Source organism: Shouchella rhizosphaerae, assembly GCF_900142675.1.
Lineage (GTDB): Bacteria > Bacillota > Bacilli > Bacillales > Bacillaceae_D > Shouchella > Shouchella rhizosphaerae.
On record NZ_FRBS01000003.1, the window covers coordinates 40915 to 62777 of the forward strand.

21 protein-coding genes are annotated in these 21863 nt (G+C 45.8%); 6 read left to right on the forward strand and 15 right to left on the reverse strand.

Features of this window, described 5'->3' with window-relative positions:
• Positions 1–45: 45 nt before the first annotated feature.
• The 9 genes from BUC05_RS09325 to ctaG form a co-directional block, all read right to left on the reverse strand.
• Positions 46–738 carry a hypothetical protein gene (locus BUC05_RS09325; protein ID WP_011247394.1) on the reverse strand — a complete coding sequence of 231 codons (693 nt, stop codon included), beginning with the start codon at positions 736–738 and terminating at the stop codon, positions 46–48.
• Between the two features lie 143 nt (positions 739–881).
• Positions 882–1826, reverse strand: a complete 945-nt coding sequence (argF, locus tag BUC05_RS09330) for an ornithine carbamoyltransferase (RefSeq protein WP_011247395.1) — start codon at positions 1824–1826, stop codon at positions 882–884.
• Between the two features lies 1 nt (position 1827).
• A complete protein-coding gene (locus BUC05_RS09335) occupies positions 1828–4977 on the reverse strand; it encodes a carbamoyl-phosphate synthase (glutamine-hydrolyzing) large subunit (RefSeq protein WP_011247396.1) in 3150 nt (1049 codons plus the stop codon).
• Complete coding sequence (locus tag BUC05_RS09340; RefSeq protein ID WP_011247397.1) at positions 4970–6052, reverse strand: carbamoyl phosphate synthase small subunit; 1083 nt, start codon at positions 6050–6052, stop codon at positions 4970–4972. Before BUC05_RS09340 ends, BUC05_RS09335 begins: the two co-directional genes overlap by 8 nt.
• Before the next feature lie 79 nt (positions 6053–6131).
• The gene (locus BUC05_RS09345; protein ID WP_011247398.1) at positions 6132–7298 is read right to left on the reverse strand and encodes an acetylornithine transaminase; all 1167 of its coding nucleotides are present in this window, start codon (positions 7296–7298) and stop codon (positions 6132–6134) included.
• Between the two features lie 17 nt (positions 7299–7315).
• Positions 7316–8089, reverse strand: coding sequence for an acetylglutamate kinase (gene argB / locus BUC05_RS09350; RefSeq protein WP_073304662.1), 774 nt, complete (start codon positions 8087–8089; stop codon positions 7316–7318).
• An 11-nt stretch (positions 8090–8100) separates the two neighbouring features.
• Positions 8101–9327 carry a bifunctional ornithine acetyltransferase/N-acetylglutamate synthase gene (argJ, locus tag BUC05_RS09355; protein ID WP_063608444.1) on the reverse strand — a complete coding sequence of 409 codons (1227 nt, stop codon included), beginning with the start codon at positions 9325–9327 and terminating at the stop codon, positions 8101–8103.
• A gap of 14 nt (positions 9328–9341) precedes the next feature.
• Complete coding sequence (gene argC / locus BUC05_RS09360; RefSeq protein ID WP_011247401.1) at positions 9342–10376, reverse strand: N-acetyl-gamma-glutamyl-phosphate reductase; 1035 nt, start codon at positions 10374–10376, stop codon at positions 9342–9344.
• 129 nt (positions 10377–10505) lie between these two features.
• Entirely contained in the window at positions 10506–11390 is an 885-nt protein-coding gene (gene ctaG, locus BUC05_RS09365) for a cytochrome c oxidase assembly factor CtaG (protein WP_084140043.1), read from the reverse strand.
• A 112-nt stretch (positions 11391–11502) separates the two neighbouring features.
• On the opposite strand from ctaG, the gene BUC05_RS09370 reads away from it, so the two are divergent.
• The 6 genes from BUC05_RS09370 to BUC05_RS21470 all read left to right on the forward strand — a co-directional run bounded on the left by BUC05_RS09370 (position 11503) and on the right by BUC05_RS21470 (position 18070).
• Positions 11503–12312 carry a Cof-type HAD-IIB family hydrolase gene (locus BUC05_RS09370; RefSeq protein ID WP_011247403.1) on the forward strand — a complete coding sequence of 270 codons (810 nt, stop codon included), beginning with the start codon at positions 11503–11505 and terminating at the stop codon, positions 12310–12312.
• 25 nt (positions 12313–12337) lie between these two features.
• Positions 12338–12796, forward strand: coding sequence for a GNAT family N-acetyltransferase (locus BUC05_RS09375; protein ID WP_011247404.1), 459 nt, complete (start codon positions 12338–12340; stop codon positions 12794–12796).
• Between the two features lie 122 nt (positions 12797–12918).
• Positions 12919–13524, forward strand: a complete 606-nt coding sequence (locus tag BUC05_RS09380; RefSeq protein WP_011247405.1) for a hypothetical protein — start codon at positions 12919–12921, stop codon at positions 13522–13524.
• A gap of 169 nt (positions 13525–13693) precedes the next feature.
• A complete protein-coding gene (locus tag BUC05_RS09385; protein ID WP_073304664.1) occupies positions 13694–14938 on the forward strand; it encodes a hypothetical protein in 1245 nt (414 codons plus the stop codon).
• Positions 14925–17918: a DEAD/DEAH box helicase gene (locus BUC05_RS09390; RefSeq protein WP_035201775.1), complete on the forward strand. Its 2994-nt coding sequence runs from the start codon at positions 14925–14927 to the stop codon at positions 17916–17918. Before BUC05_RS09385 ends, BUC05_RS09390 begins: the two co-directional genes overlap by 14 nt.
• Positions 17915–18070, forward strand: a complete 156-nt coding sequence (locus BUC05_RS21470; protein ID WP_011247408.1) for a hypothetical protein — start codon at positions 17915–17917, stop codon at positions 18068–18070. Before BUC05_RS09390 ends, BUC05_RS21470 begins: the two co-directional genes overlap by 4 nt.
• A gap of 31 nt (positions 18071–18101) precedes the next feature.
• Here the strand turns inward: BUC05_RS21470 and BUC05_RS09395 are convergent, their stop codons facing one another.
• The 6 genes from BUC05_RS09395 to BUC05_RS09420 all read right to left on the reverse strand — a co-directional run bounded on the left by BUC05_RS09395 (position 18102) and on the right by BUC05_RS09420 (position 21836).
• Positions 18102–18593 (reverse strand): BsuPI-related putative proteinase inhibitor, encoded by a 492-nt coding sequence (locus BUC05_RS09395; protein WP_011247409.1) that lies wholly within the window; start codon positions 18591–18593, stop codon positions 18102–18104.
• A gap of 12 nt (positions 18594–18605) precedes the next feature.
• A complete protein-coding gene (locus tag BUC05_RS09400) occupies positions 18606–19448 on the reverse strand; it encodes a YitT family protein (RefSeq protein ID WP_011247410.1) in 843 nt (280 codons plus the stop codon).
• The gene (gene yjfP, locus BUC05_RS09405; RefSeq protein ID WP_035201776.1) at positions 19429–20214 is read right to left on the reverse strand and encodes an esterase; all 786 of its coding nucleotides are present in this window, start codon (positions 20212–20214) and stop codon (positions 19429–19431) included. Before yjfP ends, BUC05_RS09400 begins: the two co-directional genes overlap by 20 nt.
• A gap of 236 nt (positions 20215–20450) precedes the next feature.
• A complete protein-coding gene (locus BUC05_RS09410) occupies positions 20451–20720 on the reverse strand; it encodes a hypothetical protein (protein WP_011247412.1) in 270 nt (89 codons plus the stop codon).
• Positions 20721–20833: 113 nt separating this feature from the next.
• Positions 20834–21202, reverse strand: a complete 369-nt coding sequence (locus BUC05_RS09415) for a rhodanese-like domain-containing protein (RefSeq protein ID WP_011247413.1) — start codon at positions 21200–21202, stop codon at positions 20834–20836.
• Positions 21203–21263: 61 nt separating this feature from the next.
• A complete protein-coding gene (locus BUC05_RS09420) occupies positions 21264–21836 on the reverse strand; it encodes a hypothetical protein (RefSeq protein ID WP_011247414.1) in 573 nt (190 codons plus the stop codon).
• Between the last annotated feature and the right edge of the window lie 27 nt (positions 21837–21863).

Here is a 21863-nt window from a genome sequence, read left to right on the forward strand (position 1 = left end):
TCTCCCCTTTCCTTGTTACTCGATTTCGTCATCATCCTCGAACTTTCAATGGAAAGAAGCAAAAAAGGAAGCCATTTGCTTGCTTAACTCTGCTGGGTTTTGTAAAGAAGCGAAAAAGTAATAGTCTGCATATTGGGCGCTTGAAAGGTTAGTCGGTTGTGCGGTTGCTTCAGAAAATAATTGATAAATACGCGTTGCCGCAAGTGGGCGGTTGCGATCGATTAAGCGCTGCTGTTGGTCAATAGCGCGCAAATATGCGACATCGATTTGTCCGTTTAGCTTGTATGCTGCTTTGACTTCCTTTAAAAAACGTTTGCCAGCCAATTCGTCTTTTTTAATCGCTTGAAAGGCCGCTTCTAATGACAACACTGGCTTGATTAAAGCTGCAGCCCTCACTTCAAGGGTTGCATCCGCTAGTAGTTGTTTGGCAATTAGGGCACTCGCCCCTTCAGCACAAATAAAAATCCGTTTATTCACCGTTTCTTGTTTTATGAAAAGGGAAATAACCTGCCTGGCATGAGCAACCGCTTTTGGCGAACCCCAATGTGCTTTTAGGCGGAAGGCAGTTAATACCGTGTAACCTTTTTCAATCAAGCTGTTTGCAAGCACACGTGCCTTTTCTTTATAAGGAGAGTCGTCGTCCGCCATCACAAACACTGCATACCCATTTGGACGCTCTGGCAAGCTATAACTGTACGTATACCCACTAAGGTCAATATAGCGAACATAGACGGGCATTCTTTATCTCTCCTGCTTTTATTCGTCGTTATTCTATTCTATGTGCAAGATGGGAAAAAAGATCAGGCTAAAAACAAGAAATCGCCTTTTCTATGAGAGGCAAAAGGACCAGTAATCGTACTGGTCCTTGAAGCATTGTGCGGTTAACGAATAAGGGCGGCCAAAATTGCTTTCTGTACATGAAGGCGGTTTTCTGCTTGGTCGTAAATGGCTGAATGGGAGCCATCAATGACGTCTGCGGTTACTTCTTCGCCTCGATGGGCAGGCAAGCAATGCAAGAACAGATAATCGTCTTTGGCTCCTTTTGCCAACTTATGATTAACTTGGTAAGGAGCTAGCGCTTCTGCTCTGCTCGTTTGCTCTTGCTCGTAGCCCATGCTTGCCCACACGTCCGTATAAAGAACATCAGCGTCTGCCACAGCTGCTTCAGGGTCATTTGTGCTCACCAGCTTGGCGCCTGTTTGCATAGCAGCTTCTTGCGCTTTAGCAAAAATCGCTTGATCGACTTCATAACCTTTCGGGCTAGCAACTGTGACATCCATGCCCGTTTTGGCGCCTACAGCAAGCAGGGAATGAGCAACATTGTTGCCGTCGCCAATATAGACAAGTTTCTTTCCAGCCAATGTGCCTTTATGCTCCATAATGGTCAATGCGTCTGCCAGCGCCTGACAAGGATGGAAAGCGTCCGTTAGAGCGTTAATAACCGGCACAGAAGAATGCTTTGCAAATTCCACAACTTTCTTGTGGGAATTCGTGCGGATCATAATCGCATCTACATAACGAGAAAGCACATTGGCCGTGTCTTTCACCGGCTCTCCTCTGCCGATTTGCAAATCGCGGCTGCTAAGAAAAAGGGCGTGCCCGCCTAATTGCGTCATTCCAACTTCAAAGGAAACGCGTGTACGTGTTGAAGCATTTTCAAAAATCATCCCAAGTGACTTACCAGCAAGAAGAGTGTGAGGCTCTCCTTTTTTCAAGGCTGCTTTTAACGCTTTAGCCTCTTCTAACAGCTGCGCTACTTCCGTTGGCGTAAAGTCAAGCAGCGTGAGCAAGTGTTTCCCTGTCAACTTTGTTTTTACCGTCTCCATATTAATTCGTCTCCCCTGCCATTTCCGTTTTTCGCAAGCGATGCCATTCCTGGATGGGCTTGCAGCTTTTTTTCGATTGCTCAAAATAAGCGAGCATGGCTGTGGCTGTCTCTTTTGCTGAGATCACGGTCAATTGTTTGGCCAGTGCTGCCATTCGCATATTTGCTCCGTCACGCTTACCAAGAGGCGGCACGCTGATTAACGCACACGCATGGGGGCTTTCTAGCCAATTGGCAAAATCGTCTTCTACTAACGTACACCCTACTTGTTCCAGTTTCTGCAAAATCTCAGAAAAATCGTGCTTATGCTCATCCGCAAGATCCACAAAAACCGATTTCTCTTCTCTTGGTTTATACAAAGAGATTGGTTCTTCAAAAGGAGCAAACACTTTGGCAAACGCTTCTTCTACACTTTTCCCAATCATGAGCAACTCTCCAGTCGACTTCATTTCCGCGCCAAGAAGTGGATCGAGCCCTGCTAGCTTACTGTATGAAAACACCGGTGCTTTTACGGCAACAAAATCGCCTTGTTTTTTCGGTGGAGCCAGCTCATTGATGGAACAGCCTAGCATAAGCTTCACTGCTTGTTCGACAAATGGCTCTCCGTAAATTTTGGCAAGAAGTGGTACTGTCCGTGAAGCCCGAGGATTGACTTCAATCACATAATATCGGTCGCCGGCAACAACAAACTGAATATTAAAGAGGCCACGAAAGTGAATGCCAGTCGCTATTTTTTTCGCCGCTTCTTCCAATTGCGCCAACATAGACGCCGATAAAGTATGGGGCGGTGTAACAGCGGTACTGTCGCCTGAATGGACACCTGCTTTTTCAACATGTTCAAACATGCCAGCTATTCGGATTGATTTGCCGTCGGTTAATACATCGACATCGATCTCGATCCCTTCAATAAAATGATCAATTAATAATGGAAACAACCCGCTGTACTCATGGTTTTGTAAATAAGAAGTCAGCTCATTTTCACTAGAAACAAGCGCCATCCCTTGCCCGCCAATCACATAAGAAGGGCGGAGAAGCACTGGGTAGCCCGTTGCCTTAGCCCGGCAGCAAGCGTCTTCCAAATCATTGGCTGTTTCGCCAGGAATATGGGGGACGCCAATGTTGTTCATAAATGCATAAAAACGTTGTCTGTCCTCAAGCATGTCAATCGTATCAGCAGATACGCCAAGCACAGGGAGGCCAGCTTCCTCTAGCTCCTGCACTAATTTAATCCCTGTTTGCCCGCCTAATGTAACAATGATGCCTTCTGGCTGTTCCAACGCGCAAACGGCGTATACATCTTCAAAAGAGAGTGGCTCAAAGTATAGTCTATCTGCGGTGGCATAATCAGTGCTTACCGTTTCAGGATTGTTGTTCATAATAATTGCTTCATAGCCTTGTTTGCGAACGGCTTTAGCGCCATGGACTGAACAATAATCAAACTCAATTCCTTGGCCGATGCGGATTGGCCCCGAGCCGATAATGAGCACTTTTTTTTGGGTACTCGGCATGGCTTCATTTTCTCCGTAATAACTTGAGTAAAAATAAGGAGTTGCTGCTTCAAATTCAGCAGCGCATGTGTCAACCATTTTATAAGCTGGCTTTATTCCCCAATCGATCCGTTTGGCTGTCACTTTTTCCTTTGGCGCCCCTAAGTAACAGGCGATCGTTTCATCCGAAAAACCAGCGATTTTTAACCGGTGCAGCGCTTCTTTTGAAAGGGATTCGAGCGATAGCTGCTTTGTTTCTTTTTCTAAGTGCACCAGCTTTTCGAACTTCTTCAAGAAAAACATATCTATGTTTGTTTTCTCATGGAGGTTGGCACACGTTTCACCGCGGCGCAAAAGTTCAAATAGCGCAAACAACCTAGCGTCATCTGCTTGGAGCACGTGCTGCCAAAGCTCCTTTTCCCCACTGCCGCTAAGCACCGGCATTTCCAAGCCGGCTACATCAATTTCCAAAGAGCGAATCGCTTTTTGGACAGCTGCTTCAAACGAACGTTCAATCGCCATCACTTCACCAGTTGCTTTCATTTGTGTACCAAGCTTGCGGTTAGCGGTAAAAAATTTATCAAATGGCCAGCGTGGGAATTTGACAATACAATAATCCAAGCTAGGTTCAAAACTGGCGTATGTATAGCCAGTCACCGGATTTTTCAATTCATGCAAATAGTAGCCAATTGACAGTTTTGCCGCCATCCGGGCGATTGGATAGCCAGTTGCTTTTGAAGCAAGCGCCGACGACCTGCTGACGCGAGGGTTGACTTCGATTAAATAGTAACGGTCGCTGTTCGGGTCAAGCGCAAATTGAATGTTGCATCCGCCAATGATTCCTAAGGCGCGGATAATTTTTAAGGACGCGGCACGCAGCATTTGATAGTCTTTATCGGTAAGGGTTTGCGATGGCGCCACAACAATGGAATCGCCTGTGTGAATGCCGACAGGATCAATGTTCTCCATATTACAAACTGTAATGCACGTGTCGTTTTCATCACGCATCACTTCATATTCAATTTCTTTAAAGCCAGCGATGCTTTTTTCAATTAAACATTGGCTTATCGGGCTTTGGGCGAGCCCATTTTCTATGATTGCTTTTAACTCTTTTTCACAATCGGCGATCCCGCCCCCTGCACCACCAAGCGTGTAAGCTGGACGGACAATGATCGGATAGCCAGCTTGTTCAGCAAAGCGTAGCGCTTCAGACGCACTATGGACAATTTCACTATCAGGCACCGGCTCGTTTAATTGATGCATTAAAGCCCGAAATTGCTCACGGTCTTCCCCTTTTTGGATCGATTCAATCGGCGTGCCAAGCAGTTCGACGCCATAGGCAGCGAGCAAGCCTTGCTCATGAAGCTTTAAGGCAAGATTTAAACCTGTTTGCCCGCCTAGCGTCGCCAACAGCCCGTCAGGTTTCTCCCTCTCGAAAATGTTGACAACCGTCTCGACCGATAACGGTTCAAAATAAACCGTATCCGCACATGAATCATCGGTCATGACTGTTGCTGGGTTTGGGTTTAACAGCACAACACGGATGCCTTCTTCTTTTAACGCTAAGCAACCTTGCGTGCCGGAATAATCAAATTCTGCTGCCTGGCCGATGACAATTGGCCCTGAACCAATGACAAGGACCGTCTTGATGTGTGGTTTACGCATATTGGTGATCTCTCCCTTTGCTTAAAAGCGGCGCCAAAAACGCATCAAAGATTTCAGTCGAATCGACTGGACCTGGGCTTGCTTCCGGATGAAACTGGATGCTCATGACTGGCCGTTTCGGATGAACGAGGCCTTCGATCGATCGATCATTAATGTTGTAAAAACGAGGTTCAAGGATCGATGAAGCGAGCGATTCTTCTGTCACTACATAACTATGGTTTTGCGAAGTCATACACACACGCCCTGTGCAGCTGTCAAGCACCGGCTGGTTTGCGCCGCGATGGCCGAATCGGAGCTTTTGTGTGTCCCCTCCGTAAGCCAATGCAAGCAACTGGTGGCCTAAGCAAATGCCTAGCGTCGGAAACGTTTCCGCCACCTTTTTAATGTCTGGCAACAAAGCTTGCAGCTGCTTTGGATTTCCAGGTCCATTTGAGAGAAGGACACCGTCCGGTTTAAGTGCTTCGAGCACAGCAAAATCTGTGTTGTATGGAAGCTGCGTCACTTTCGCGCCTTTTTTGACAAGTGAACGAATGATTGATTGTTTACAGCCATAGTCTAGTACGGCAATATGGGTTGTGCCTGTGGCGTTGTAAACGACAGGTTCTGTGACGCTCACATCGGCAACAACAAACTTATCAGACAAAAGCCTCGTCTCCTGGACATTGGCATTTCGGGAATCAGTCGTCAATACTGCACGCATGTCTCCATGTTGGCGAATTCGTTTCACAATTGCCCGTGTATCTACCCCTGACATATATGGAATGCGGTGTTCACTTAAGTAGTCGACAACGCTTTTTTTCATTTTCCAATGTGATGGGTCACTGGCAGCTTCGCAAACAATGACGCCTTCGACTTGCGGCTTGCTGCTTTCAAAATCACTTTCATTAACGCCGTAATTTCCGATCAACGGGTACGTAAACACGACGATTTGTCCTTTAAATGATGGATCAGTTATCACTTCTTGATAACCTGTCATGCCAGTAAAGAAGACAATTTCGCCTTCAACTTGCTTAGGTTCGCCATGCCAGTTACCTACAAATGTTTCTCCCGTTTCCAATACGATCGAGCCTTTCATCCGCTCACCACCCCAAAATTTATATTTATTCTATATAAGTTATAAAAATTCATTTATAGGCGCAGCAATCCCTCTATTTTTAAGAGGAAAAGCTGTTCTCTCGTTCATAGATCGTTGCCGCTTGTTTGATGATCGCCACAGCTTTGCGCCATTCGCTTTCTGACACGGTAAGCGGCGGCAACAGCCGTGTCACATGGCTGCCTGCCGGAAGCAGCAGCAAACCTTGTTGCTCACACGCTGCAATTAAGTCGAGTGCCGGTATCGCAGTTTCAATGCCAATCAAAAAACCTTTGTGGCGTATATCTTTAACGATTGCAATGCCACTAAGCTCCCCTTTTAAATAAGCAACAAAACGCTCCGCCTTCTCTTCCACTTCTGGCAAGAAGCCATCTGCGCTTAATTCGGCTAAGACCGCTATTGCCGTTGCAGCAGCTAAAGGATTGCCGCCAAACGTAGAACCATGGCTGCCTATGCCAAATGCTTCTTTTAAAGACGCTTTGCCAAGCATCGCTCCAATTGGAAAGCCATTGCCTAGCCCTTTCGCAACAGTCACAATATCTGGATCGAGGCCGTAATGTTCATAGGCAAACAGTTTGCCGGTACGTCCCATGCCCGTTTGAATCTCATCGACAATGAGCAGCAAATTCTGTTCCTTGCAAAGGGCCACCATCGCTTCGGCAAAAGACGCTGTCATGACATGGACGCCTCCCTCGCCTTGAACGATTTCTACCATAATTGCTGCTGTTTCCTCGGAGACCGCTTCATGCAAGGAAGCCATATCGTTAAACTGAGCATATGAAAAAGACGGCAGCATTGGCCCAAAACCGCTTTTAATCCCGTCTTGCCCTGTCGCGGCCATGCTTCCAAGTGTTCGGCCATGGAAAGATTGTTTCATCGATACAATATGATTTTTTCCAGTCGCTTTGCGTGCTAGCTTAATCGCCGCTTCATTCGCTTCTGTACCGCTGTTTGTGAAAAATACATAATCACACGCACTTGCCTGTACCAATTGTTTTGCCGCTTCTTCCTGGACATCATAGTGGAAGAGGTTCGATGCGTGCCAAAGGCGGTCGACTTGCTGATGGAGCGCCGCTACGACTTTAGGGTGGCGGTGCCCCAAATTGCAAACGGCAATGCCGGCCATAAAATCAAGATAGTCTTTTCCGTCTTCTGTTTGCAGCCATGCCCCTCGTCCTTCTTTAATACGGAGGCTTTTTTTAGAATAGGTTGGGAATAAATAGCTCACCATTGCTCTTCCTTTCTTTAAGCGCCCGATGTGAGGACGTTACTTTGTTTAACAATTGCCGTCCCTGCGGAAGGGTGATACGTCTTTTTGCCGTTGACAATTCGTGCTTTCGTCAATGCCCCGCTTAAACTGTCTAAACATGCGTTCACTTTTGGCACCATTCCTCCATAGATAACGCCCTCTTCTATATAGTGCTTTGCCAAAACCTCATCCATTTCCTTAATGACTTTCCCGTCTTTTTGGACACCGTCTACATCGGTGACGAATACGAGCTCCTCCGCTTTGCTCGCTTTAGCGACCGCAGCAGCGGCCGTATCCGCATTAATGTTGTATGGTTGATAGTTTGCATCCATTCCAATCGGCGCAATAACCGGTATGTAGCCAGCTTTAGCAACATTGAAAAGCACATCAACATTCACCGACTCGACCGCTCCGACAAAGCCTAGTTTGTCTGTGTCAATTGGGATAGTTTTCAATAGATGTCCGTCACTGCCGGATAAGCCAATGGCTTTCCCGCCTGCCTGATAAAGAGAGCGGACAAGCTGTTTGTTGATTTGGCCGGATAAGGCTGTTTCTGCGGCTGTTAATACTTCTGCCGTTGTTTTGCGCAAGCCGTTCACAAACTGTGATTCTACTGCCATCGCTTGTAAGAGATTGTTAATCGCTGGCCCGCCCCCGTGAACGATCATGATCTTGTCGCCTAGGCTAGCCCGTTTAACGACTCCCTCATAAAATCCTTCCTCTAACGCTTCAAGGGTGCTTCCCCCTATTTTGATCACCACTGTTGCCATCAGGCGCCTCCTTATGTCCGGTATCCTGCATTAATGCGGACGTAATCGTATGTTAAGTCACAGCCCCATGCTTTGCCGACGCCTTGCCCTTGGTGGAGGTCGGCTTTGATGACGATCGTTTCGGCTTCCATATACTTGCTAATCGCGGCATCGTCTACAACAACAGGTTCGCTTTGCACAAGCGTGGCGTAAGGGCCAATCGCGATGTCGATCGTGTCAGGGTCGAGTGTGCAGCCGCTATAGCCGATGGCACAAATGATTCGGCCCCAGTTGCCGTCTTTGCCGTAAGCAGCCGTTTTCACTAGGTCAGATCCAACAATCGCCTTAGCGACTTTGCCTGCTTCTTCATCACTAACAGCCCCAGCTACTTGAACTTCAATTAATTTCGTCGCCCCTTCTCCGTCTTTGGCAATTTTTTTGGCCAAACTTTCTGCGCATGCAGACAAAGCGCCATAAAAATTCGCCCAATCAGGGTGCGTTTCATCTAAAGGTTGATTATCGGCAAGACCAGAAGCAAGCACAAGGACCATGTCATTTGTTGACGTGTCCCCGTCTACAGTAATACGGTTGAACGTCTCATCCGTTGCCTTGGCTAGCGCCCGTTTTAATGCGGCAGTCTCAATATTCGCATCGGTTGTGATAAAACCAAGCATTGTCGCCATATTTGGATGAATCATGCCTGATCCCTTGGCTACGCCGGCGATTCGCACTGTCTTTTGATCAATCACTACTTCCACACATACTTCTTTCGTTCCAGTATCCGTTGTCAAAATTGCTTGTGCAAACGGAGTCGACTCCTTGGACAGGACCAGGTCCTCAATTCCAGAGCGCACTTTTTCCATCGGCATTTTTTCCCCGATCACGCCTGTGGACGTAACAGCAACCATCTCTTCTGGAACCGCAAATTTTGCTGCCGCCAGTGCCCGCATTTCATAGGCATCCACGAGTCCTGACGCCCCTGTACATGCATTCGCATTTCCACTGTTAACAAGCACTGCTTGCAATTTGCCGTTGCTATGAGCAAGGCTTTCCTTCGTAACTTTAAGCGGAGCTGCCTGAATTTGGTTTAACGTAAATACACCAGCAGCATTGGCTGGCACGTCACAGAAAATCGCGCCAATGTCTAATCGTTTTCTTTTTAGCCCACAATGAGCGCCTGCTGTCGTGAACCCTTTTACATCGGTAATCGACCCTTTGATTTGCTTCCATGCTTGCCCAGTTGTCTGTTTGGTTAACATCTCGCCACTCCCCATTATGGATACATTGGCACGGCCTCAAGCCCTGCTGTTTCGTCAAATCCGTGCATTAGATTGAAATTTTGAACCGCCTGGCCAGCGGCTCCTTTCATGAGATTATCAATGACAGAAGCAACAATGACACGTCCCGTCCTCTCGTCATAACAAAAGCCAATATCGCAATAATTGCTGCCAAAAACATGTTTTGTTGCCGGAAACGTTCCATTTTCTTTTATTCGTACAAAAGGAGCATTTTCATAAGCACTGTTATAGCAGTCGGTTAACCACTCATTGCTGAGGGGTTTTGCCGCCTTGGCGTAAATGGTCGCCATAATCCCCCTTACCATTGGGGCGAGATGAGGTTGAAAAGACAGCGGTGGCTGCGCTCCCCATTTTGCCAATTGCTGCTCAATCTCTGGCGTATGTTTATGCGATGCGACTTGATAGATTTTAAAATTCTCATTTGTTTCACTAAAATGCGTCATCGAAGTAGGCGATTTTCCGGCTCCCGACGTCCCTGACTTTGCATCGATAACAATCGAATCACGCTCAATTGCACCAGCTTGAATAAGCGGGATGAGTGCTAAAAGAGCCGCCGTTGGAAAACAACCAGGATTGGCAATCAATTTCGCAGTTTTAATGGTTGATTTGTTCCACTCGCTTAAACCGTAAATGGCCTGCTCTATAAGCCCTTCCTTTGCAGATGGGCGCTTATACCATTTCTCATAAACGCCCCGGTCGGTCAAACGCAAATCGCCACTTAAATCAATCACAGACAGCCCGGCCTCAAGCAACGGACCACTCCACTCTGCGGATACACCTGGAGGAGTCGCTAAAAACATCACATCGATTTCAGCGGAAATCTTGTTTAAGTCGATTTCTTTTAACGGCTTCCATTGTTCATTTTGTAAATGAGGATACAGACGGTTGATCGTTTCCCCACTTTGCGAAGATGAATATAGCATAATATTTGTTACTTGAGGATGGTTTTTCAACAGACGAATCAATTCAAGACCGCTATAACCTGTCGCGCCTATAATGCCAACTTCCATTGTCCCACTCCCTTTAGCCAGTTCCGTTCTTTTTTATGGATGTGTTTAATTATATGATTGAATAAAAATAAATTCAACTGTATTTTTATTTTATTTTACTAAAAAGAAAAAACAGCTTAACAGCTGTTTTTATGAATGAGGCACATCGCTAATTGTCAATTCGCCGTCTTGCAATTTTTCTTTTTTCAGCCACTGCTTAAATACATAGCCAATTGCGATTCCGTAAACGATCTCTTGGAAAATTTTCATTAACACACCAGCAAGCTGCTGATCAATTCGCGCTTCAAAAATAGAAAGGGATTCAGGGCTTCCAAATGCCGACAACATCAGTTCTGGTCCGGCCCCACCAGGCAAACAATAAGCCATTACATTTGCCCACACAAGAGGGTCTGTGTATGTGGCATACATAGCGGACGGAGCAAAAATGATTAATGCACAAGCAGGAGTGATCAATAAGCCGTTTGCAAATATGTAAAAAATCCTCCGCAAATCGGGGAGCTTGTACGAGCTTGGCAACGGCGATAAGATAAACCACCACATCAGGGCCGCAGTGAAAAGCAATACCCATTCATACAAACTATGCAACACTGGCGACTGCATGAGCATATCAAACATTGCTGGAACGTGGTAAAATGAAAACAATCCATTAAACAAAAGCAGTGCACAAATTGGATTCCAAACCAGCCGAAGCGGCTTAAAAGCAAGTTTTGAGCGAACCGCCTCATACCACGCTTGTGGAATGCCTAGCAACAGAAGTGGGACAGCGATAAAATAAGCAAATACCATTTGTAACATATGCAGTGTCATCATCACATGCCCCGTTACATAAAGAGGACTGCCCCATCCTAAGTAAAGCGCTGCCAATCCGAGGAAAAAGAAGAGTCGCTTTCGTTTTGGTCCAGTGTTTGTCCTCCTGAAAAACCAGCTATATATAAAAGCAACGCCGACGAGAGCAATAATCAGCTCAGGTGTCCATAAAGCGCGGAATCCAAGTTCCGTCAACAGCATTTCCATACAAAGCGTTCTCCTTTCGCAATTGTTCGCTTCTATAACTATAGCATACGTGACGGGCTGCTGCACTGGGATGAGGATCGCTTTTTGTGACCATTTGTAGAAAGGACTTAATATGGCTAAAAGACATTTAATCGCTCTTGATCTAGACGGCACATTGCTGCTTAAAAACCAAGAGATTTCGCCACGGACAAAAACAGCGCTTATGAAAGCAAAAGAAAAGGGTCATGTTATCGCCATTGCGACTGGCCGCCCTTATCGGGCAAGCAAACGTTATTATCAAGAATTACAGCTAACGACGCCGATCATCAATTTTAATGGCGCGTCGGTCCATCACCCCTTAGACGCTCATTATCCAAGGATACTAGAATCGATCCCACTTGCTTATAGCAAGGAGTTAATCAAACGATGTGAAACCATCGGCGTCTTTAATATGATGGTGGAAATTGGCGACACGTTTTATATGAAAAAACAAGCTGGCTTTTTTGCAGAGTTTCTGACTGACGGCGTTGAACCTGCTGGGACAGGAGAACTACATGCACTCGTAAAAGAAGCACCAACTGCTATTCTTATTGAACCAAAACCCGAAAAAGTCAATGTCCTTCACGACACCTTGCAACAGACGGGAACGGAAACAACACTGCAACGCTGGTGGAAAGGCGAAACGCGTATTTTAGAAATTGCCCCACGCAATGTGACGAAAGCAACCGCTCTCGAAAGAATCGCCAACGATTACGGAATTGAGCAAGGAAACATCATTGCCTTTGGCGACGAAGAGAATGACTATGAAATGATTGAATATGCTGGCCACGGCGTTGCAATGGGCAATGCCATCGACGAAATTAAAGCGGTTGCTGACTGCGTGACTGAGACAAATGAAAAGGACGGCATCGCCTGCTATTTGGAAAAGGTGCTCCATTTATAAACTTGTTGCCGGGAGGGGATGAGGCATGATTGAAATTTTGGAATTAACTTCAGACACAACTACAGAGACAACGAAGCGGGAGTTGACTAGCCTGTTTGAAAAACAGCTCCATGCGATTGCCGGTAAAAAAGCATTGTCACAAATCGAAAAAATTTTGGAGGAAGCGTTGCACCCTGACTCACACGTCTATTTTTTTATCGCAAGACTAGAAGGGAAAGCAGTGGCATTTGCCTTTTTTAACACGTTGACAAGCTTTCAAAAAGGCGGAAAGTACATTTGGCTGAATGAATTGTATGTCGAAGAAGCGTACCGGAACCAAGGTATTGCTAAAAAACTATTGCTGCGCATTATTTATTGGGCGGAGCAACACAAAATCAAAGGCATTGAATTAGAAACTGGCATGAATAATGAAGCGACAAAAGCATTATACAACTCTCTCGGCTTTTACGACGTTGTATCGAAGCGGTACAGCTTTCGCTTCTAAAGCGGAGCAAAACGCCTATTTTTTTCGAACCTGGGCGTTTTGCTTCTTTTTTTTCGCTTTTTTACATAGGATAAAGCAATCTCGAAAAGATGCCCTGAGGTCGAAAAAGGAGTGCTTGAATCATGCGTGATTCCTTTACGCCAATTGAATTTCAAGAACTTTCAATCAATCTGTCCAAAACGGCCCTCCATCAATTTATTAAACGCATGATGGGCCAGCACTATGCACTTTTCTGGCGTTATGACGCCAAAACGATTTATTTGACAGTAGAGCTTGGGGAATTGACACACGAACTTCCCTTCATCCGCAATGAGGAATTTTTAACGATGCAAGCAAAAGTGTTGTATGTGTATGATGATGTGCTTTCAGATGCCTTGGAAAACCTATTGCAATCAGAAAAAGGAAATGGGATTGTCAAACGAACCAGCAAAGGACCACTCTATATTACGTCTTATAATGGCGGGGATGTTGAATCCATGATTGAAATTGACGGGAGTGAGAAAATCATGATGAATAAAAACGGTTCGATGGTTCAATACAAAGATGATGGCAAAGCGCTCGGCCCGCGTACGCTTTATAATATGCTAAACTTGGAAATCGACTATGTGTTAATGGAGTTGTTTGAAGCGATAGAAGCAAAAGATGCCCCCCGTATTTCCACCCACAAACAGCGGTTAAAAAAACTTGTAAACCGCCGAACGCAAATTGAGCAGCTCTTAAACAAGTAGCCGCTTTTTGCAAGCACCAACCAACGTGCTTGCTTTTTTACGGGGGCAAAATTGAACGTGGACAAGCCTTTTTCGTGCCTCTACCCTCGCTCATTTGCAGCACCACTTTTTTTTCTCCGCCAAAAGAAGTAAAATAAAGGGATACTGTTTTTGTGAATGAGGTGACAGCGTGAATCAACATCTTCGAGATTCACTTGCTATGCAACTTGGCCCTACGCTTTCAGCAACATACCGGAAGCTTGTTTCTTCAAGGTATTTTTCACCTGCCCATTTAGAAGTGCTTGCCCTTGAAGCAAAGCGAAGCGTCGAAGCCACTGTTGAACCCCATTGGCGCGGCTATATGTTGTTTATCAAGACAATCTATGCCGAGGCGCAGACAGAAGGGCGCTGGGAAGCGTGCGAACGGCGCTTAGAGCACTTTTTCGAATCCATTCATAGTTATTTGCTCACCTACTTGAAACAACTTAGCGCCACCAAAGAAGAACGTCTATATGGGAAAGAGATCGTCAAACAACTTAAAGCTAGCTTGAAAGAAGATCAGTCCCCATGGCCAAAACTGTTGCAAGCCAGCTTGCCTGTTTTTTCTGCGGCTTCTCTTGAAGCGATTGAGCAGTCCTTTGCAAAAGCGTCCTTTGACGGTGCGGCAAAACAAGTTCGCTTAGCGGCCAGCTATTTTTATTTGTTTATTGGCAAGGAATTGCAAGCATTGCAGTTTTTAGTGGCGACAAACAACCTCGCTACTTACGATGTAGAGGACCACTTTATGCTCCTGGCCAAACGGGGGCGCCATCGGCAAATTCAGCATTGGCTAAGCCAATTATTCCCGGATCAGAAAAGCCACCTTGGTTCGCTTCAGCGGTATGCGGATGAGTCTGAAACTGCTTTGCAGCCAGCCACTTCTGTTCATTACGGAACGTGGGACCGCTGGCTCCAGGCTCCGATGTTTACACGGTTTGAACAGCTTGTAGCCGCAATGGGACAAGAGCAAGTATCATCTGTCCTTGCGTACCTATTGCCTAAGCTGGAAGAACGACTTTATAACGAGGCCACGCGAATCGTTTACGTACAGCTTTTAAACCGTTACCGCTATTTTGATCAAGCGCGGGATTATTTTTTGTTGTATGAAAAAAACCCATTGTCATTGCAACCGCCAAAAATCGAGCTCCTTGAGGCGCTTGCAACGAACCGTCCGGAACTGGCTCTTCCTGTTTATCACCAATTTGTCGTCAGGCTGGTGGAAAAACGGTCTAGAAAACATTATGTGGCAGCAGCTGAATATGTCATTGGCTTAAAAGAATTGTATCGGGTGCTTGGCCAACATGTGCGTTACAGGGAGTATATCGGGAAATTGAAAAAAGTGTACAAAACGTACAGGGCATTCATTGAGGAGTTGAATCATCTTGAAAAGCAGTAGCATTTGGATCCATGGTGGCTGGATTGACAGTCGTTTTTTTCTATGGGGCGAACAACCGCAAGGAAAAGGAACTGGACAAAATGGGTTTATTTATCCTTTTTTGGTTCCACCATTTGAATTGAAACTGCTTCTTTTTCAAGAAGACCCTGATTCCTTTTACGGCACATTTATTGAGACAGATCGTGCTTTACTAGACGCCCCACTCCACAATCGCCTGTTTCAGTCACCTGCGGGGGAGGCAACGATTTACCAAGCGAATGAAGGGTGGGACGCCTTCCCATTTCCAGTTGAAGGAATCACGTTATCCATAAAACAATTTATCGCTTATTTCCCTGTTTTTCAGACATGGAAACAGAAAGAACCGCTTCACTTAGGGGCGGACTTTTCAGCATGGCTTGCCATTGTAGAAAGCATTTATGGATTTATACGAGCAGGCCTTGTCGTGCCAGGGCAAGACGGGTTATGGAAATTAACAATCAATGATGCTTGGTTTGAAGACTGTTTTGCCAGTCTGCCTAAAGCAGCTCTCTCTTTGCGCTCAAGTCAAATGGCCAACAGTGATAGGCAAAGCGACGAAATCGAGCACCATGCAACTACATTGCTGAAAACGCTTATTGATGAGGCCGTACGCTCCCTCCTTTCTGCTGACAACGTCTCTGCTGCCTTCACTGCTTGGAAACAAGCCGTGCCGCAGGAAATGGTGCCTTTTTTGCATTCATTGGAAACAGGACGCTCGAAGACAGTTTCACCGCCAAGCACATTGTTTGCAGAACAGCTGGGCCTAAAAAAGGCGGAGCCGTTTCAAACAGCTCTTGTTTTACACGATCCGCCGTCTCCAAAGGAAAGCTGGTCTGTCTCTTTATCTGTAGCTGATCGTAACCGTCCAGAAACATTAGTAGGCATGGAACAGCTGATGGCTGGCAGTCATCCTTGGCGGACAAACCCTGTCTCACGGTTAAAAAGCGATGTATTGCTTATATCGAATCACATTCCGCTATTAGCAGGCCTGTCGCTTGGAGCTCCTACAAAGACGATGAGTGCTGAAGAGGCGTATCAGCTGTTTACCACTTACGACAGGCAACTCGCTGAAATGGGCATTCAATTGATTGTGCCAAAATGGCTTAAAGAGCGAAGTCCATTAAGCGTTCGCCTAATTGGCGATCACCAAACCGCACAAAATGGGGCAGACCCCGTTTTAAACTGGCAAGATTTAGCGAACTTCCAATACACAGTCTCCATTGGTGGGCAAGCAGTTACAGAGGAAACGTTTGATCAATATGTACAAGAAAACAAACCATTTCTTTATGTAAACGGCCAGTGGCTAGCTTGGGATCCAACGTTAGCGAAACAACTTAAAGCCTATCTCGAAGATATCAATAGCCGTTTTACTTATTTAGATGCTTGGAAAATCACGAAAACACAAGATGTCCCCGAAGCTCTTTCCACTGTTCCATTCCAGCTAGAATGGACAGACGAGCTGGAAGAGAGGCTGACCGCGCTCTATAAACAGCAGCCTGAGCCGGTTACAATGCCTTCCGCCTTAAAAGGCACGTTGAGGCCTTACCAAAAACAAGGGCTTGACTGGCTTTTCCATTTGCGCAAAGTTGGCTTTGGCGGCTGTTTAGCTGACGATATGGGCTTAGGCAAGTCAATTCAAACAATCGCCTATATGTTATATGTCCAAGAACAGCAAACAGAGCAACAAACAACGCCATTCCTCCTCATCTGCCCAACTTCGCTGCTTTACAACTGGGCCGATGAATGTAAAAGATTTGCGCCGAGCTTAAAGGTGTTTATCCATCACGGCCAAGATCGCCTCGAAGAAGGAGACGCGAGGCTGGCCGAAGCAGATCTCGTTCTAACTTCATATGCTCTCGCGTTAAGGGATGCTCGCTTTTTCAAAAGTGTCCACTGGAATGGCCTGATTTTGGATGAAGCTCAACATATAAAAAACAAAAACACAAAACAGCGGCAAGCGATCCGCCAACTGTCAGCTACACACCGCATTGCTTTAACAGGAACGCCAATTGAAAACCGGCTTCAAGAATTGTGGTCATTGATGGACTTGCTCAATCCATCATTGCTCGGCTCATTTGCCGGCTTTCACAAAGCCTATATACGCCCGATTGAGCGAGACCATGATGAAACGAAACAACAAGCGTTGCAAACGTTAATACGCCCGTTTTTGTTGCGCCGTACGAAAAATGACCCTGCTACTGGACTACAACTGCCAAACAAGCGGGAAACGACCGAGTCTGTCCCCCTTTCCCTGGAACAAGCTGCCCTTTACCAAGCAGTAGTGGAAGATGTGTCAGAACGCCTCGCCACAGTCGCTCATTTGGAACGGAAAGCAATGATCTTGCGCGCCATTACGCGCATGAAACAAATTTGCAACCATCCTGCTCAATTTTATAAAGACGGGGATATAGCGGGGCATCAATCAGGGAAATGGGATGCTTTCCTCGACATTGTCGCTAGCATTTTCTCAAAAGGCGAGAGTGTCTTGATTTTTACGCAGTATAAAGAGATGGGCAAGTTGATTAGCCACGAATTGCAAGCTCGCTATGGGGTGCCTGTGCCCTTTTTACACGGTGGCCTCTCCCGTAGCCAACGGCGTATGGCCATTGACCAATTTCAACACGACCCCCATGCAGCCGCATTTGTCTTGTCGTTGAAAGCAGGAGGCGTCGGCTTAAACTTAACAAAAGCAACAAACGTGATTCACTACGACCGGTGGTGGAACCCAGCTGTTGAAAACCAAGCAACAGACCGTGCTTACCGGATCGGTCAGACAAAGCCTGTCCAAGTATACAAACTGCTGACGGCTGGCACTGTCGAAGAACGAATTGATCAGCTCATCAATGGGAAAAAAGCGCTTGCTGAGGGGGTTCTGCAAACGCCTGCGTTTTTAACAGAATTAAATGATGATGAATTGCTTTCCCTTATTCAACTCAGCCATACAGAAAGGAGCAGCGAATGAAACCACCGTTTGAGCATTTTTGGAACACCGAAAAAACACAAATTCAGAATGAAAACTACATCGATTCGCTACCTGCTGAACAAGGGAGACCGGAATGGCAAACATTCATAGAAGCCTTGAAAGCAGAAAGTGAAAAACGCCTAAAGGGGTAGCAAAAGCTACCCCTTTAGGCGTCTAGTGCGCTTATTCGATTTCCACTTCTACTGTTTGTACAAACGGATTATCGTCTCCTTGCGCTTCAATTGTTTCTTTTGATACAGCTAACTCAGCTGTTAATGTATAATGGCCAGATGGTAAATCGCCAACTGGAATCCGTTCCTTTTGCAACTCAATTTGTTCTCCTGGTTCAAATTGACGCTCAACGATGACTTGGGCAAACATATGGTTTTCTGAATAACGGAAAACCTCTTCCCCTTCCTCATTCTTAAGCACAAGCTCGTATTCTTGTGACGATGGAAAGACAAGTGTTTGCTGCTCATCCGATTGGTTTATGACATCCATTTCAACTTCCAACATCTCGCCTGATTGCTTTGCACGAACGTCAAACGTCCAGTCAGTGCTCACTGAGGCATCTCCTCCCGCCGGAATTTCCGGATTTTCTTCTTCTGGCTGTCCGCCGCATGCGCAGAGCACCAATACGAAACTAAGCGCTATAAGCACATTCCACTTTTTCATCAAAAATCCTCCCTAATCTTTGCGGAACAAGCCAAAGATACTGGCTGTCTCGACAATATTCGTAAAGGCTTCCGGATCGACTTCTTCGATGATGTTCTTTAAATCATACAATTCATAGCGAGTGATGACAATGACAAGCATTTCCTTTTCCTCAAACGTGTACCCGCCTTTTGCAGGAATTCGGGTAATTCCCCTCGTCAGCCGTTCATGAATCGCCTTATTTAATAAATCAGGCTTTTTGGTGACAACCATGGCTGTCAGCTTCACGTAACGTGTATGAATCGCATCAATAAAGCGAGAAGTGACGTATATGGATATTAATGTAAATAACGCTTTTTCAGGATCAAGCAATAGCCCGGAAGCAACGACAATAATGGAATTGAGGAGGAAGAAAAAGCTGCCGACTGGTCGATCCGTATACCGGGCCAGCACAAGGGCAATGATGTCTAGCCCGCCAGATGAAGCGCCCCATTTAAGAAGCAAGCCTGCGCCTGTTGCGCCGATCACGCCCCCAAAGACCGCATTAAGCATAATATCCGACGATAAAGCATGGACAGGAATCAGCTCAAGAAAAAGCGTCGTCATGGCAACACTAGCAAAACTGTACACTGTAAAGCTTTTTCCAACTTTAAGCCAACCTAAAATGGCAACTGGAATGTTTAAAAGCAAGAGCAACGTCCCTGTTGATAAAGGAAGAATATAAGAAAGAAGCTGGGCTACGCCCGTAAAACCGCTGGCAAACACGTCAGCGGGAATTAAAAATAAGTTTAACGAACAAGCAAGCAGCAATGAACCGACAAGAACAATGAAAATTTTTCCAGCTTCCCTAAAAAGATTATGTTGTACGAGAAACATGAGAACTCCCTATTGCTTGCGGGAGAAACTCTGCGGCCGCAAGCATTGCCTTTCTAGAAATTTTATGGCCGGCGCCTTCCTCTGCAATAAACTGAAAGCGGTCTGTTTTGCCTTGATAAGCATTGAACAACCGATTGGCAAATTGTTCCGCATACATAAAAGGCACTGTGTCATCTTGCTTTCCATGCCAGATAAACAAAGGACGCCCATTTAATCGTTCGATGTCAGCCGTCAAGTCAAACGGGCGGATCTTTGCTAGCACAGCTTCTTTCTGCGCTTCTTTCACTTCCACTCCGTGTTGTTCCAGCTTTTCAAACATCGCTTTCGAAAATGTCATATATTGGGGGGCGCCCATGAAACAACAACCTGAACAAAGCCATGGATAAGCTGCCAATGCGCCGTAAGCAGTAATCGCCCCCATGGACGTGCCACCAATCGCTATCCGGTTCTCATCGATCAATCCTTCTTGCAAAAAAGGCTCGGCGATAGTAGGGACTTCGTGAATCGATTGCAAAACAATATCCCAAAAGGATAAATAGCGTTTCTCCCCAACGACGCTTTTTTCCCGCTCACCATGGTGAAGGGCATCAGGCAAAAGAACGCGAAACCCTTTCTTTGCAAACGTATAGGCAATATGTAAGTTATGCTCTTTTGCACTTGTGATTCCATGATAGAAAAGAAGCGCTGGCTTTTTCGCAGGGCCGTTATTGCTTGTAATATGTAATAGCGGTACAGAGCCGATCTCCCGTTCTTCAATTAAAAACATTGGTTCCCTTCCTCCCTTGGTAAAAGAAGCTGCCCTTTTAGGCAGCTTCAGACTGTAAACAAAGTGTCGTTTAAGCAGGAAAACCACTGCTCATGAACACCCATTCGACTTGCATCTTCCTCGCCCGACAAGCGCTTTTTATCCGTCTAGGCGATGGCAACAACGTCCATGGCTCAACGAACACGTTTTGTCAGCACAGGATAATGAGCTCCGTTCTAAGTCGGTGCCGACTGCACTTAAACGCCTTCTTGGTATTTTTCGTTGTAGCGCTTAATGCTATACAAGGAACCTTCATCGACCATTTTGCTGTCTGCTGACGATGGCTTAGGGTTGCCGAGCTTAAACACATTTTCATTCGCCATCGTTTTTTGTCCCTTCCATTTGGCTAACATCGCTTGCATTTTGTTTTTCATTTGCTGCCTGCGGTTTCCGTCTTTTAAGCAAACAACAGCCATTCCAGCAGCGGCCGCAATTCCAAGCGCAAGTGTCGTTTGTTTGGCTTTCATGTCTTCCATCCCCTTTTATATAGAATGATCTTCTTACTCTTATGTCTTCCCTAAAAGAGGAGAGATAAACCTAAAAAGGCCTCTTGTCGTGCAGGAGAGGCCTTTTTCGCACCTTATTTGTAAAGTTCTTCTACGTCCTTTACGACCCATTCCTGGCCATATTCAAGCTCTCCATCCCAAGCTAACATTCCGCCTTCATAATTTCGGACGTTCGAAAATCCCTGTTCTCTTAAATACAAAGCAGTGTTTTGGCTTCTTCTGCCACTACGGCACACAAATACATAACTTTTTGATTGGTCCATTCCAGCAACCATACTAGGGATTTCATTCATGGGAATGAGTGGTACACCTGGCAGGTGGCCATTCTCGTATTCCTCTACTTCGCGGACGTCAATAATAATGGGCTCGTCCGCTTTATTGATCAAAAAGGACTTCATTTCTTCTGTTGACAATTGAACGATACCGTCTTCACTACGGGCCATATTGCGCCACCTCCTCTACTAGTTTACTGGCCAGTTTGCTCGCAAAGCAAGCAGAACGCATTTATTGGAAATCAAATTGGAGATGAGGGAGACGTTCCCGCAACTGTGTTAACGTAATCTCCTCGTTGTCTAGCTTTTCAAGCTCAGGGACGGCGACTTGATCGATATAAGCCGCTACGTCAATTGACTGGTCATTTCGGACAACTTCCTCGTTCGCTTTGGCAAATGCATAAATTGGCTCATATTCGTTTATCAAAATATGTACGGTCTTCCCCTGTGCTTCTCGGATCACTGCTCCTGTTTCAATTCCGTGAACTTTGTAAATCGTTGATAAACTCAAGTACCGAACTCCATTGTCTTCGACCTGTTTTGCTGTCTTTGGCCCAATGAGTACATCAGAAACATACGCGCGGGGGAGGGCAAGCGACAATGCAAAATAAATTAACAGCACTGTGACAAATACTAAAAAAGCGCCTGCTTGTTCTTTCGCCTTTGTTATGCCTTTCTTTCGCTTCAACCAAGAAAAAACGGCCAACAAGCTAATAACGAGCAGCAGAACGCAACTGATAGCCAATAAAAACTGGACCCAGCCTTCAGAAAGGACAACCATTGGCAACGACTCGCTTTCATACAATAAATAACGCTTCTATCGTATCGTATC